At 54.6% G+C, this 14,207-nt stretch carries 12 protein-coding genes and 4 tRNA genes; 12 read left to right on the plus strand and 4 right to left on the minus strand.

The genetic code is table 11. The annotated features are described in order from the left end of the window. Positions 1-20 precede the first annotated feature (20 nt). The 12 genes from rfbA (at position 21) to ACLD11_RS14465 (ending at position 9,239) form a co-directional block, all read left to right on the plus strand. A complete protein-coding gene (rfbA, locus tag ACLD11_RS14410; RefSeq protein WP_183058923.1) occupies positions 21-902 on the plus strand; it encodes a glucose-1-phosphate thymidylyltransferase RfbA in 882 nt (293 codons plus the stop codon). Beyond that, on the plus strand, positions 880-1,557 hold the full coding sequence (gene rffC, locus ACLD11_RS14415) for a dTDP-4-amino-4,6-dideoxy-D-galactose acyltransferase (RefSeq protein WP_411015041.1): 678 nt from the start codon (positions 880-882) through the stop codon (positions 1,555-1,557). Before rfbA ends, rffC begins: the two co-directional genes overlap by 23 nt. 4 nt (positions 1,558-1,561) lie before the next feature. Further along, positions 1,562-2,692, plus strand: coding sequence for a dTDP-4-amino-4,6-dideoxygalactose transaminase (gene rffA / locus ACLD11_RS14420; protein ID WP_023219572.1), 1,131 nt, complete (start codon positions 1,562-1,564; stop codon positions 2,690-2,692). 1 nt (position 2,693) lies between these two features. Continuing rightward, positions 2,694-3,944, plus strand: coding sequence for a lipid III flippase WzxE (gene wzxE, locus ACLD11_RS14425; RefSeq protein WP_183058922.1), 1,251 nt, complete (start codon positions 2,694-2,696; stop codon positions 3,942-3,944). Then, positions 3,941-5,020 carry a TDP-N-acetylfucosamine:lipid II N-acetylfucosaminyltransferase gene (locus ACLD11_RS14430; RefSeq protein WP_183058921.1) on the plus strand — a complete coding sequence of 360 codons (1,080 nt, stop codon included), beginning with the start codon at positions 3,941-3,943 and terminating at the stop codon, positions 5,018-5,020. Before wzxE ends, ACLD11_RS14430 begins: the two co-directional genes overlap by 4 nt. Next, positions 5,017-6,375 (plus strand): ECA oligosaccharide polymerase, encoded by a 1,359-nt coding sequence (wzyE, locus tag ACLD11_RS14435; RefSeq protein WP_000055605.1) that lies wholly within the window; start codon positions 5,017-5,019, stop codon positions 6,373-6,375. The genes ACLD11_RS14430 and wzyE overlap by 4 nt, the downstream gene beginning before the upstream one ends. Continuing rightward, entirely contained in the window at positions 6,372-7,112 is a 741-nt protein-coding gene (gene wecG / locus ACLD11_RS14440) for a lipopolysaccharide N-acetylmannosaminouronosyltransferase (protein WP_000183617.1), read from the plus strand. Before wzyE ends, wecG begins: the two co-directional genes overlap by 4 nt. A gap of 206 nt (positions 7,113-7,318) precedes the next feature. Beyond that, the gene (thrP, locus tag ACLD11_RS14445; RefSeq protein WP_411015042.1) at positions 7,319-8,704 is read left to right on the plus strand and encodes a bifunctional threonine/serine APC transporter ThrP; all 1,386 of its coding nucleotides are present in this window, start codon (positions 7,319-7,321) and stop codon (positions 8,702-8,704) included. Positions 8,705-8,806: 102 nt separating this feature from the next. After that, a tRNA-Arg gene (locus ACLD11_RS14450) sits at positions 8,807-8,883 on the plus strand. Positions 8,884-8,937: 54 nt separating this feature from the next. Further along, positions 8,938-9,013 (plus strand) — tRNA-His (locus ACLD11_RS14455). A 20-nt stretch (positions 9,014-9,033) separates the two neighbouring features. Next, positions 9,034-9,120 (plus strand) — tRNA-Leu (locus ACLD11_RS14460). 42 nt (positions 9,121-9,162) lie between these two features. Further along, a tRNA-Pro gene (locus ACLD11_RS14465) sits at positions 9,163-9,239 on the plus strand. A 581-nt stretch (positions 9,240-9,820) separates the two neighbouring features. On the opposite strand, the gene hemY is transcribed toward ACLD11_RS14465, so the two are convergent. Genes hemY through hemC form a run of 4 tightly spaced genes read right to left on the minus strand, consistent with a single transcriptional unit; the run spans position 9,821 to position 13,889 of the window. Beyond that, on the minus strand, positions 9,821-11,017 hold the full coding sequence (gene hemY / locus ACLD11_RS14470; protein ID WP_001546072.1) for a protoheme IX biogenesis protein HemY: 1,197 nt from the start codon (positions 11,015-11,017) through the stop codon (positions 9,821-9,823). A 2-nt stretch (positions 11,018-11,019) separates the two neighbouring features. Further along, positions 11,020-12,189 carry a uroporphyrinogen-III C-methyltransferase gene (hemX, locus tag ACLD11_RS14475; RefSeq protein WP_411015043.1) on the minus strand — a complete coding sequence of 390 codons (1,170 nt, stop codon included), beginning with the start codon at positions 12,187-12,189 and terminating at the stop codon, positions 11,020-11,022. 21 nt (positions 12,190-12,210) lie between these two features. Further along, positions 12,211-12,951 carry a uroporphyrinogen-III synthase gene (gene hemD / locus ACLD11_RS14480; RefSeq protein WP_411015044.1) on the minus strand — a complete coding sequence of 247 codons (741 nt, stop codon included), beginning with the start codon at positions 12,949-12,951 and terminating at the stop codon, positions 12,211-12,213. Continuing rightward, entirely contained in the window at positions 12,948-13,889 is a 942-nt protein-coding gene (gene hemC, locus ACLD11_RS14485; RefSeq protein ID WP_411012040.1) for a hydroxymethylbilane synthase, read from the minus strand. The genes hemD and hemC overlap by 4 nt, the downstream gene beginning before the upstream one ends. Positions 13,890-14,207: the final 318 nt, after the last annotated feature.

Genomic DNA, 14,207 nt, shown 5'->3' on the forward strand with positions numbered 1-14,207 from the left:
TACTCCTGGAGGAGAAACGAATGAAAGGCATCATTCTGGCGGGAGGTTCCGGTACCCGGTTGCATCCCATTACGCGCGGCGTATCAAAGCAGCTTCTGCCCGTCTACGACAAACCGATGATTTATTATCCGTTATCGGTGTTAATGCTGGCGGGCATTCGTGAGATCCTGATCATCACCACGCCGGAGGATAAACGCGACTTTCAGCGTTTGTTGGGCGACGGCGCAGCATTCGGTATCGATTTACATTATGCCGAGCAGCCCAGTCCGGACGGGCTGGCGCAGGCCTTTATCATTGGCGAAGCGTTCCTCAACGGTGAACCCTCATGCTTGGTATTGGGCGACAATATCTTTTTTGGTCAGGGGTTTAGCCCCAAACTCCGTCAGGTCGCGGCGCGTACCGAAGGCGCCACAGTATTTGGCTATCAGGTCATGGACCCGGAACGCTTTGGCGTCGTGGAGTTTGACGATGATTTTCACGCGCTCTCGCTGGAAGAAAAGCCGAAACAGCCTAAATCTAACTGGGCGGTCACCGGCCTCTATTTCTATGACAGCAAGGTCGTCGAGTATGCGAAGCGCGTGAAACCGTCCGGGCGTGGCGAGCTGGAGATCACTTCTATCAACCAGATGTATCTGGAGGAAGGTAAGCTGACCGTTGAACTGCTGGGCCGCGGCTTCGCCTGGCTGGATACGGGCACCCACGACAGTCTGATTGAGGCGAGCACTTTTGTGCAGACGGTGGAAAAGCGCCAGGGCTTCAAAATTGCCTGTCTGGAGGAGATTGCCTGGCGCAACGGCTGGCTGGATGATGATGGTTTGAAACGCGCCGCCAGTCAGCTTGAAAAAACCGGCTATGGCCAATATTTACTGGAGTTGCTCCGTGCCCGTCCGCGCCAGTATTGAACCGTTACTCTGGGAAAATACGTTCTTTGGCGTGAATAGCGGCATTGTGCGTATCGATGCCTCAGCGCCCGAATTAACGCCAGAAGCGCTGCAGGCGTGGCAACGCGTGCAGGTAAAAGTGCCGGCTGAAAACATCGCCTGGCTGTCGGCGTTGCAATCGCTGGGATTCTCTTTGGTTGAAGGCGAGGTGGATTTTGCGTTGCCGGTAAAAGGGCATCGCGACCAGCATGGCGCGGAAATTGCACATCTTAAAGACATTTCTGCTTTGCGTCAGTTGGCCGGAGAGGCGTTTACGCAGAGTCGTTTTCGCGCGCCGTGGTATGCGCCCGACGCCAGCGCCCGTTTTTACGCCCAGTGGATTGAGAATGCGGTACGCGGCACGTTTGATCACCAATGCCTGGTGCTTCGCACAGAGACAGGCGCTATCCGTGGTTACGTCTCGCTGCGGGAATTGAATGATACCGACGCGCGCATCGGTCTGTTGGCCGGACGCGGCGCGGGAGCGGAACTTATGCAGGCGGCGATCTGTTGGGCGCAGAGTCGCGGCAAAGCAACATTGCGGGTGGCGACCCAGTTGGGCAACACCGCCGCGCTTAAACGTTACATACAAAGCGGTGCCAACATCGAAAGCACTGCGTACTGGTTATACAGGTGACAACATGATTCCTTTTAATGCGCCGCCGGTGGTGGGAACCGAACTCGAATACATGCAGTCTGCAATGAGCAGCGGCAAACTGTGCGGCGACGGCGGCTTTACGCGTCGTTGCCAGCAGTGGCTGGAGCAACATTTCGGCAGCGCGAAGGTGTTGCTGACGCCTTCCTGTACCGCATCACTCGAGATGGCGGCTCTGTTGTTGGATATTCAGCCCGGCGATGAAGTGATCATGCCGAGCTTTACGTTTGTCTCCACCGCTAACGCTTTTGTCCTGCGCGGCGCGAAAATTGTGTTTGTCGATATTCGTCCGGATACGATGAATATTGACGAAACGCTGATTGAGGCGGCGATTACTGATAAAACCCGCGCTATCGTGCCGGTACACTACGCTGGCGTCGCTTGTGAAATGGACGTCATCATGGCGCTGGCGGATAAGTATAATCTGTTCGTTGTCGAGGATGCCGCCCAGGGCGTGATGTCCACGTACAAAGGGCGCGCGTTAGGAACGATCGGTCACATCGGCTGTTTTAGCTTCCATGAAACCAAAAATTACACCGCTGGCGGCGAAGGCGGCGCGACGCTGATCAACGATCGTACGCTGATTGAACGCGCGGAGATCATCCGCGAAAAAGGCACCAACCGTAGCCAGTTCTTCCGTGGTCAGGTGGACAAATACACCTGGCGGGATATCGGCTCCAGTTATTTGATGTCCGATCTGCAGGCTGCCTACCTGTGGGCGCAACTGGAGGCCGCCGATCGTATCAATCAACAGCGTCTGTCGCTGTGGCAGACTTACTACGATGCGTTAACGCCGCTGGCGCGCGCCGGGCGTATCGAGCTGCCTTCTATTCCGGAAAACTGCGGGCATAATGCCCACATGTTTTACATCAAACTGCGGGATATCACCGATCGCAGCGCGCTGATTAATTTCCTGAAAGAGGCGGAAATCATGGCGGTATTCCATTACATTCCGCTGCATGATTGTCCGGCGGGCGATAAATTCGGCGAGTTTATCGGGGACGATGTCTACACCACAAAAGAGAGCGAACGTTTGTTGCGTCTGCCGCTGTTTTATAACCTTGCGCCCGTCGATCAACGAACGGTGATTACTACCTTGCTAAATTATTTCTCCTGATATGTCGCTTGCTAAAGCCTCCCTGTGGACGGCGGTCAGTACGCTGGTAAAAATTGGCGCCGGACTGCTGGTGGTGAAACTACTGGCCGTCTCTTTTGGTCCGGCGGGCGTCGGACAAGCGGGTAACTTCCGCCAGATGATCACCGTGCTAGGCGTATTGGCTGGCGCGGGGATATTTAACGGCGTTACCAAACTCGTCGCACAACATCATGATGACCCGGCGCAGTTACGTACCGTGGTGGGAACCTCCTCCGCGATGGTATTGGGGTTCTCTACGCTGCTGGCGCTGGTCTTCCTGCTGGCGGCGGCGCCGATTAGCCAGGGACTGTTCGGTCATACGGACTATCAAGGGCTGGTGCGTCTGGTTGCGCTGGTACAAATGGGGATCGCCTGGGCGAACCTGCTGCTGGCGCTAATGAAGGGCTTTCGTGACGCGTCGGGTAATGCCTTATCGTTAATTGTCGGCAGCTTTTTGGGCGTCGCCGCCTGGTATCTCTGCTACCGTGTCGGCGGCTATGAAGGCGCTCTGCTTGGCCTGGCGCTGGTGCCGGCGCTGGTGGTAGTGCCAGCCGGTATGATACTGATTAAACGCGGCACCGTCCCGCTACGCTATCTCAAGCCCTCCTGGGACAACGGTCTGGCAGGGCAGCTCAGTAAATTTACCCTGATGGCGCTGATTACCTCCGTTACGATGCCGGTCGCCTATGTGATGATGCGAAACCAACTGGCCGCGCACTATAGCTGGAGCGATGTCGGGATCTGGCAGGGCGTGAGCAGTATTTCTGACGCCTATCTGCAATTTATCACCGCCTCCTTCAGCGTTTACCTGTTACCCACGCTCTCACGCCTGACGGAAAAACAGGACATTACGCGTGAAGTGGTAAAAGCGCTGAAATTTGTTTTACCGGCGGTTGCGGCGGCGAGTTTTACCGTCTGGCTACTGCGCGATTTTGCTATCTGGCTGCTTTTTTCCGCCAAATTCACCGCGATGCGCGATCTGTTCGCCTGGCAGTTAGTGGGCGACGTGCTGAAAGTTGGCGCCTATGTTTTCGGTTATGTGGTGATTGCTAAAGCGTCGTTGCGATTTTACATTCTGGCCGAAATTAGCCAGTTCATTCTGTTAACGGCGTTCGCTCACTGGCTGATTCCCGCTCACGGCGCGCTGGGCGCGGCACAGGCTTATATGGCCACCTATATTGTCTATTTTTCACTTTGTTGCGGCGTATTTTTACTCTGGCGTAGGCGAGCATGACTGTACTGATTCACGTCCTGGGATCGGATATCCCTCACCATAACCACACCGTGCTGCGGTTTTTCAATGATACGCTGGCCGCCACAAGCGAGCACGCGCGCGAATTTATGGTTGCCGGCGAGGATAACGGCTTCACGGAAAGCTGTCCGGCGCTCTCGCTTCGCTTTTATGGCAGTAAGAAAGCGCTGGCTCAGGCGGTCATCGCCAAAGCGAAAGCAAATCGTCGACAGAGATTCTTCTTTCACGGTCAGTTCAACACCAGCCTGTGGCTGGCGCTGTTAAGCGGCGGTATTAAGCCAGCTCAGTTTTACTGGCATATCTGGGGCGCGGATCTCTACGAAGTGTCCCACGGGCTGAAATTCCGCCTTTTCTACCCGCTTCGTCGTATCGCGCAGGGACGAGTAGGGGGCGTATTCGCGACGCGCGGCGATCTCAGCTATTTTGCGCGCCAGCACCCGGGCGTACGCGGCGAGTTGCTCTATTTCCCGACGCGCATGGATCCTTCCCTGAACTCTATGGCAAAAGAGCGCCAACGTGCGGGGAAATTGACCATTTTAGTAGGGAACTCCGGCGATCGCAGTAACCAACATATTGCGGCGTTACGGGCGGTGTATCAGCAGTTTGGCGACACGGTAAACGTGGTGGTGCCGATGGGCTATCCGGCCAATAACCAGGCCTATATTGATGAGGTTCGTCAGGCCGGTCTGGCGCTGTTTAGCGCCGAAAATCTACAAATTCTTAGCGAAAAAATGGAATTTGATGCCTATCTTGCACTGTTGCGCCAGTGCGACCTCGGTTATTTTATTTTTGCCCGCCAACAGGGGATTGGGACGTTGTGTCTGCTAATTCAGGCCGATATCCCGTGCGTGTTGAACCGCGACAATCCTTTCTGGCAGGATATGGCGGAACAGCATCTGCCCGTCCTGTTTACCACGGACGATCTTAATGAGCAGGTCGTGCGCGAGGCGCAGCGTCAGCTCGCATCGGTAGATAAAAGCGGCATCACCTTCTTTAGCCCCAACTACCTGCAACCGTGGCATAATGCGTTGAGAATCGCCGCAGGAGAAGCCGAATGAGTTTAATGCAATTCAGCGGGCTGCTGGTGGTCTGGCTGCTCTCTACGCTGTTTATCGCCACGCTGACCTGGTTTGAATTCCGCCGCGTGCGTTTTAACTTCAACGTTTTCTTTTCGTTGCTGTTTTTGTTGACCTTCTTTTTTGGTTTTCCGCTAACCAGCGTGCTGGTATTTCGTTTCGACGTTGGCGTCGCGCCGCCGGAAATCTTATTGCAGGCTCTATTATCCGCCGCCTGTTTCTACGGCGTGTATTACGTGACCTATAAAACGCGTTTACGCAAACGCGTTGTGGATGTACCACGCAAGCCTCTATTTACCATGAACCGGGTGGAAACCCACCTTACCTGGGTGATCCTGATGGGCATCGCGCTGGTAAGCGTGGCGATTTTCTTTATGCATAACGGCTTTTTGCTGTTCCGGCTGCACTCCTACAGCCAGATCTTTTCCAGCGAAGTCTCCGGCGTGGCGTTAAAACGGTTCTTCTATTTCTTCATTCCGGCGATGCTGGTGGTCTATTTCCTGCGCCAGGACAGCAAAGCGTGGCTGTTTTTTCTGGTGAGCACCGTCGCGTTTGGCCTGTTGACCTACATGATTGTCGGCGGCACGCGCGCTAACATCATTATTGCGTTTGCTATCTTCCTGTTTATCGGCATTATTCGGGGCTGGATCAGCCTGTGGATGCTGGCGGCGGCGGGCGTGCTGGGGATTGTCGGTATGTTCTGGCTGGCGCTCAAACGCTACGGATTAAATGTGAGCGGCGATGAGGCGTTCTATACGTTTCTTTATCTGACGCGCGATACCTTTTCGCCGTGGGAGAATCTGGCGCTGCTGTTGCAAAATTACCACAATATCGATTTTCAGGGGCTGGCCCCTATCGTGCGTGATTTCTACGTCTTTATTCCCACCTGGTTATGGCCGGGACGACCCAGTATCGTGCTGAATTCTGCGAATTACTTCACCTGGGAAGTCCTGAACAACCATTCTGGCCTGGCGATATCGCCAACGCTTATCGGATCGCTGGTGGTCATGGGCGGGGCGCTGTTTATTCCGCTCGGCGCGATCGTCGTCGGGTTGATTATCAAATGGTTCGACTGGCTGTATGAACTGGGTAACCGGGAGCCCAATCGCTATAAGGCGGCGATTCTGCACAGTTTCTGCTTTGGCGCCATCTTTAATATGATTGTGCTGGCGCGAGAAGGGCTGGATTCGTTTGTTTCGCGCGTGGTTTTCTTCCTGGTGGTTTTTGGCGCCAGCCTGCTGGTCGCTAAGCTTCTGTTCTGGTTATTTGATAGCGCCGGACTGATTCATAAACGTACAACTTCGCTCCCTCAGGCACAGGTGGAAGGAAAACTATGACCAACAATGCCGCTGCGCCCCTTTACTCGCTGCGTGGATTACCTCTGATTGGCTGGCGCGACATGTCACATGCGCTGAATTATCTGTTTGCCGATGGACAACTGAAGCAAGGCACGTTGGTGGCGATCAACGCCGAAAAGCTGCTGACGGCGGAAGATAATCCGGAAGTCCGCGCGTTGATAGCGGCGGCGGAATTTAAATATGCCGATGGCATCAGCGTGGTGCGTTCAATACGTAAAAAATTTCCGCAGGCGCAGGTTTCTCGTGTGGCTGGCGCCGACCTTTGGGAAGCGTTAATGGCGCGCGCGGGTAAAGAAGGCACGCCGGTATTTCTTGTCGGCGGCAAGCCTGAGGTGCTGGCGCAGACGGAAGCAAAACTGCGGACGCAGTGGAACGTCAATATTGTGGGTAGCCAGGATGGTTACTTTACGCCGGAGCAGCGTCAGGCGCTATTTGCGCGTATCCATGCCAGCGGCGCGAAAATTGTCACCGTCGCGATGGGATCGCCAAAACAGGAATTGCTAATGCGCGATTGTCGGGAAGTGCATCCCCATGCGCTATATATGGGGGTGGGCGGGACCTATGATGTGTTTACTGGTCACGTCAAACGCGCCCCAAAAATATGGCAGAACCTGGGGCTGGAGTGGTTGTATCGTCTGCTTTCGCAACCGAAGCGTATTACCCGCCAGATGCGTCTGCTGCGCTACCTTCGCTGGCACTATACTGGCGATCTCTAATTCTCCCTTCTGATGACTTGAGCAGCGGATTGTGCTTATGGCGCTGCTCATTTACAACATAATCGATGATTTCTTACACAATAAGTGCATTTTTTTAATGCTCCATTTGCCATTTGTCCAAATTTAAGAAAATATTCGCAACAATCGATGTACCCATAACAATAACCGGTACTACCGGAACCGTTGCAAACACGACATGAGGATTTATGGCAGAGAAAAAACCGGAGCTACAGCGTGGGCTGGAAGCTCGTCATATTGAATTGATTGCCCTCGGGGGCACCATCGGCGTCGGACTCTTTATGGGCGCCGCCAGTACGCTGAAATGGGCGGGCCCGTCAGTGCTGCTGGCGTATATCATCGCCGGATTGTTCGTCTTTTTCATTATGCGTTCGATGGGGGAGATGCTCTTTCTGGAACCTGTTACCGGCTCCTTTACCGTGTACGCCCACCGGTATATGAGTCCTTTTTTTGGCTATCTTACCGCCTGGTCATACTGGTTTATGTGGATGGCGGTCGGGATCTCGGAAATTACCGCCATTGGGGTCTACGTCCAGTTCTGGTTTCCGGAGATGGCGCAGTGGATACCGGCGCTGATTGCCGTCGGACTGGTCGCGTTGGCGAATCTGGCTGCGGTGCGCCTGTATGGTGAAATCGAATTCTGGTTTGCGATGATCAAAGTCACCACGATTATTGTGATGATCATCATCGGTCTGGGGGTGATTTTCTTCGGCTTTGGTAACGGCAGCCAGGCGATTGGCTTTGGTAATCTGACCGAGCATGGCGGCTTTTTTGCCGGCGGCTGGAAAGGCTTTCTGACCGCATTATGTATCGTGGTGGCCTCTTATCAGGGGGTTGAGTTGATCGGTATTACCGCCGGTGAAGCGAAGAATCCGCAGGTGACGTTGCGTAGCGCGGTGGGTAAAGTGCTGTGGCGTATCCTGATTTTTTATGTTGGCGCGATTTTCGTGATCGTCACCATTTTCCCGTGGAATGAGATTGGCAGCAACGGCAGTCCCTTTGTGCTCACCTTCGCGAAAATCGGCATCACCGCCGCGGCGGGCATTATCAACTTTGTCGTGCTGACGGCGGCGCTCTCCGGCTGTAACAGCGGAATGTATAGCTGTGGGCGTATGCTTTACGCGCTGGCGAAAAACCGTCAACTGCCGGCGGCAGTCGCGAAAGTCTCTCGCCACGGTGTGCCGGTCGCGGGTGTGGCGCTCTCTATTTTGATTTTGCTGGTAGGTTCTTGCCTGAACTACATCATCCCCAATCCGCAGCGCGTCTTTGTTTACGTTTATAGCGCCAGCGTACTGCCGGGGATGGTGCCGTGGTTTGTCATTCTGATTAGCCAACTGCGCTTTCGTCGGGCGCATAAAGAAGCGATTGCGGATCATCCTTTTCGTTCCATTATGTTTCCGTGGGCGAACTATTTGACGATGGCGTTTCTGATTTGCGTTTTAATCGGCATGTACTTTAATGAAGATACGCGCATGTCGCTGTTTGTCGGCGTCATCTTCCTGCTGGCCGTCACGCTGGTCTACAAAGTTTTCGGTCTGAATCGTCACGGAACCGCCCACAAGGTGGGGGAATAAGCGCCAAAATGCGCAAAGCATAACCAAACGCGCATTTTATTTAAAAAGGCACTGGACAGCGGGGTGTGAAGTCCGTATTATCCACCCCCGCAACGGCGCTAAGCGCCCGTAGCTCAGCTGGATAGAGCGCTGCCCTCCGGAGGCAGAGGTCTCAGGTTCGAATCCTGTCGGGCGTACCATTTATTTAGGTGCTTGAGCTGCGGTGGTTTAATACCGCGTAAAAAGTTTCAGTGGTGGCTATAGCTCAGTTGGTAGAGCCCTGGATTGTGATTCCAGTTGTCGTGGGTTCGAATCCCATTAGCCACCCCATTAATATAGAGTTGTGAAACGCGAAGGTGGCGGAATTGGTAGACGCGCTAGCTTCAGGTGTTAGTGTCCTTACGGACGTGGGGGTTCAAGTCCCCCCCCTCGCACCACGACTCAATGAATTGAACTAAAAATTCAAAAAAGCAGTATTTCGGCGAGTAGCGCAGCTTGGTAGCGCAACTGGTTTGGGACCAGTGGGTCGGAGGTTCGAATCCTCTCTCGCCGACCAATTTTGAACCCCGCTTCGGCGGGGTTTTTTGTTTTCTGTCCATTTTCAACTACTTATCCCGCACGTGTTGCCATTATGGTTTATTGGCGATATCCCAGGCTTCATTTGTCGCTATTCGGTGACGAATAATCTATTGATTTATAATCACTTTATAAAAAGCATCCTGTTCTGTCTCCGCCGGGCGACACGCTAAAACCTCGCCAGCGGCGGGGGGATGTCAATCGCGTGAATTCTCTACGTTTTTTTAACGCCTGCGCCTGTTTTTTAGCGGTGCAAAGATGGCACGTTATGTGCAATAATGTACGGGTAGATGCTCATTCCATCTCTTATGTTCGCCTTCTGGCCTCATAAACTCAGGAATGATGCAGAGCCGTTTACGGTGCTTATCGTCCACTGACAGATGTCGCTTACGCCTCATCAAACACCCTGGACACAACGTTGAGTGAAGCACCCCTTTATGTTGTCATACAGACCTGTTTTGACGCCTGCCCCTTAACCGGGCAGGCGTTTTTTTATGCATCCCGAATGATTTTGTGTAGGCGGTAGGCCCGGTAAGCGAAGCGCCACCGGGCAAGAGGGAATTACTGCGGGGGATTGTTCTGTAATGTCAGCATCAGGCCGTCGCGCCGCATGGCGGCGGCCTCTTCCGGTTGATGCAGTCGATCAAGCGCATCGGCAAGCCAGGCATAATCATACGCGTCCGGGCGTTGTTTCAGCGCGGCGCGGAAAGCCAGGGTCGCCTCCTGCCATTCACCGTGTTTCATTAGCGACTGGCCGAGTGTGCTCCATAACAGCGGGCGATCGCCTACCGTCTTGATTTGCTGGCGCAGCACTTTCTCCAGTTGTTCCGGATTATTGGTTCTGAGGCGAGGAATGGGCAGCACCAGCCGATCGTCATACTGGCGTTTCAGACCGTCAATGATAATCTGCTGCGCCATATCATGATCGTCACATTCGATCAGATGCTCGGCCATTGCGACCTGCAGCGCCACCTGATGGCGGGTTTTACGGCTTTGGTTTTTCCACCAGGTGCGTAATCCTTCGCTGCCCTGCTCGGCGCGCGCCTGATCCATGAGTCCTATCCACGCCTGTTGTTCGAGCATAGCGCGATGCGCTTCATCGCCGACGTGCGCTTTCGCCATGGATGGGATGATATCCAGTAAAGAACTCCATGCGCTGGTGCGAATATAGGCCTGCTCCGCCAGACGCAGAACTTCCGGGTGACGCGGCGTGACCTCCAGCAGTTTGTCCACGCCGTGACGCGCCGCGTGATTTTCATTGCGCGCCAGCTGTAAGCGCACGCGCGTGATCTCGACCGGGATGGTGTCGTTCCCCGCCAGCTCAGCCGCACGTTCAAGGTGCTGATTAGCGCGCGCTTCATCACCGCGCTGCTGCGCCGCTTCTGCCGCCAGCAGATAATTTACCACCGGTTGTTCAGCATGGTCGGCATTTTTTGACATCAGCTTTTCAACCTGCTGATAGTCGCCCTCCGCCAGCTTCAGCAGTGCCTGTTCGGTCTGCTTGCGGGCGCGACGGCGTTTACGGCCGGCAAACCAACCGCGGGTGTGCGCGCCGGTACGAAACAGACGGCGTAGCAACCACTCAATGGCGAATAGCACCACCATAGCGACGATGAGAATGATCGCCAGTCCGGTGACGCTGGTTTCAATGTTGTAGTTATCGGTCTGGATTAACACATAGCCCTGGTGACCGGCTATCATCGGGCCGACCACGATACCCGCGAGCAACAACACAAAGAGCAATAATACTTTTAGCATCATTATTCTCCTTGCGGCGCGGCTGCCGGAGCGTCTGTCTGCGTGGCAGGCGCTGCCGTAGAGACTGTCGGTTGCGCCAGCAGATTACGCACGCGGGTTTGCATCAGTTTTTCAAGAATCGCCTGGCTTTCCAGGGTTTCCGGCAGATCCATCGTGATATTTTGCTGGCTTAATTTATCGACCTCCTCCAGGAAGGATTTTGTCGCGGCGTCGTCAGTATCGTAATAAGCGCGAACCCAGGTCGAAACGTTATCCAGTGCCTGACGGTATGTTTCTTCCTGATGGCGTGGCACGGCCTGCGCGGCGACTAACAGGCGGGAGCGAATATTTTCGCGTAAATAGACGTCCTGGTTGGGCGCCAACAGCGGTACGGCAGTATCATCGCGGCGGCGAATGGTAATAAAGCTGTCCATAAAGTTCTGCCAGCTTTTTTGCAGGTTAACGCGCCATTCGCTTAGCGAGCTGGACAGCTCGCTGCTGTCTGAATCCATCGGCGAACCATCGGTATCGTTATCCGCCAGACGCAGGTTATCGATTTGGTTAGAGAGCTGATTGAGCTTGAGAATAATGCCGTCGTAGTCGATCTGCGCAACGGATGACAGGCTGGCGATATCGTCAGTAATCGCGCGTCGTGCGGTAATCAGGCTGGGGTCATTCATGTCCGCCAGACTGGCGTCAGCGCTTTTGAGCAGCGCAGCGGCGGTAGTGACGTCCTGATCGCTCCACAGCTTGCGTCCGGCGAGTTTCACCAGGAAATCAGCCTGCGCCAGCAGCCAGGTTTTAGCATCGCTGCCGGAAATAGTGGCGACTTTTTGTTGTACTTCATCAAGCTGTTTCGCCAGCGCCGCCTGTTGTCGATTCGCGTCATCTAACTGCGCCGCTTGTTTTTTGATAATCCCTTCCAGCTCCGCTTTTTGGCTCTCCTGCGCCTTTTGCAAGGCGGTCAGTTGCGTCGCCAGCGCATCGCTGGTTTCCGTTTGCGCGGTTGCTTGCTGTTTCCCCCAGCCATAAAGCCCAATACCTGCCGCCAGGGCAATCGCGATCGCCACCGCGCTTAATACCAGCGCGGCGCCGTTCTTACTTTTTTTCTCGGTATTAACTGGCTGTGGCGTGGTTTCCACGCTCTCCCTGGTCTCATCAACCACGGCGGAGGATTTTTCTTGTTCCGTCATTATGGCATCCCATTATGAGAGTTATTGTAATGCGCGCAACAGCGCATCGTTGTCGGCGTTATCAGCGACCTTAATATCTTGCCAGCCCAGTTCCCGGGCGAGGTGCGCCAGACGCTCACTGACGACCAATAGCCGACAGCGTAGTAACCAGTGCTCACGATACCACTGGGGAGTCAGCGACCAGAGCCGTTGCAACATCTCGCCGCTGGTAACAACAAGCGTTGTTACGCCGCGAGTATGCCAGCGCATCGCTTCTTCCGCGCCATCGTAATGTTTCGCACATCGTTGATAACATTCACAAAAACTGACTTCGGCTCCGCGAGCTGTCAGGGTTTCGCCCAGCAGTTCGCGGCCGCCATTGCCACGCAAAATCAGCGCGCGTTTGCCCGCAATATTTTGTAATTCAGGTAATTGTAGCAAGGCTTCGCTGATTTCCCGATCCAATGGATAACGAATATCGAACCCGCTAACGGTATGAAGGGCGAGTGCCGTGGTGCGGCCAATCGCGAAATAGCGCGGCGACGCAGGCCAGTTTCGGCCATCCCGCAGGAGCTGGGCGTGAGCAAAGGCGACGGCGTGCTGTGAAAGGGCAAAAACCAGATCGTTTTCCGCGAGCGTCGCCAGGCGGTCGGCCAGGGTGGGTAGCTCCCGACCGGCGACAAATTCAATCAGTGGAAAACTCCAGGCCACCTGCCCCAGTGCGCGCAGACGGCTCACTAACGCTTCCCCTGCGGGAGAGGGGCGGGTGATCAGAATACTCATGCGGGCGTCTCGCCGTTATAAACTTCCGTCAGAATCGCGCGCGCGCCGTTTTCCAGCAGTTCCTCTGCAAGCGAGATGCCCATTTGCTCCGCCTGCTCGGGAGAACCACGACGTTCGCCGCGCACCATCACCGAACCGTCCGGCGCGCCAACCAGCGCGCGTAACCAAATTTCACCGTTGATGATTTCTGCATAGCTGCCAATCGGCACCTGACAACCGCCTTCCAGGCGGGTGTTCATAGCGCGTTCCGCCGTTACGCGCAGCGCGGTTTGCGGGTGATTCAACGGTGCGAGCAGCGCCTGTGTTCGCGCGTCGTCAAGACGACACTCAATCCCGACGGCACCCTGGCCTACGGCAGGAAGCGAAACGTCGGGCGGCAAGGCTGTGCGAATGCGCGACTCCAGACCTAAGCGTTTCAGACCGGCCACGGCCAGGATAATGGCGTCATAGTCGCCGTTGTCCAGCTTGCCGAGACGTGTGCCGACGTTGCCGCGCAACGAACGGATAATGAGGTCCGGACGGCGTTCCGCCAGTTGACACTGGCGACGCAAACTGGACGTCCCGACGATACTACCCGCGGGCAGATCGTCCAGACTGTGATATTTATTCGAGACAAACGCGTCGCGCGGATCTTCGCGCTCGCAAATGGTCACCAGACCGAGACCGTCCGGGAAGGCCACCGGAACGTCTTTCATAGAGTGCACGGCGATATCAGCGCGTTTTTCCAGCAGCGCGATTTCAAGCTCTTTAACAAACAGTCCCTTACCGCCCACTTTCGCCAGGGGAGTATCGAGAATCACGTCGCCGCGTGTGACCATCGGCACCAGTTCTACCGTCAGTCCCGGATGGGTTGCCATCAATGCGTCTTTGACATAATGTGCCTGCCAAAGCGCAAGGGGACTTTGGCGTGTGGCAATTCTTAAAACATTGTCTAACATGCTTGTTACCGTCATTATCAATCATTGACCATCCTAACATCCTTATAGAGAGTATGTTAGTTTTCCGGTCACCGTGAGTGAGAGGATAAGGCGCAGTGTCGTCAATGACAGTGAATAATGACGAGAAACCGCCAGCCCGTATTTAAGAATTTACACGCAGCGAACGGTGCTACACTTGTATGTAGCGCATCTTTCTTTACGGTCAATGAGCAAGGTGTTAAATTGATCACGTTTTAGACCATTTTTTCGTCGGTATTAGATAAAAATATGCAGGCGAGAAAGGGTAACGGTTATTTTTGACATACGGTTTATCCCGAA

This window comes from Salmonella sp. 741265116_PST (genome assembly GCF_046567715.1).
Lineage (GTDB): Bacteria > Pseudomonadota > Gammaproteobacteria > Enterobacterales > Enterobacteriaceae > Salmonella > Salmonella enterica.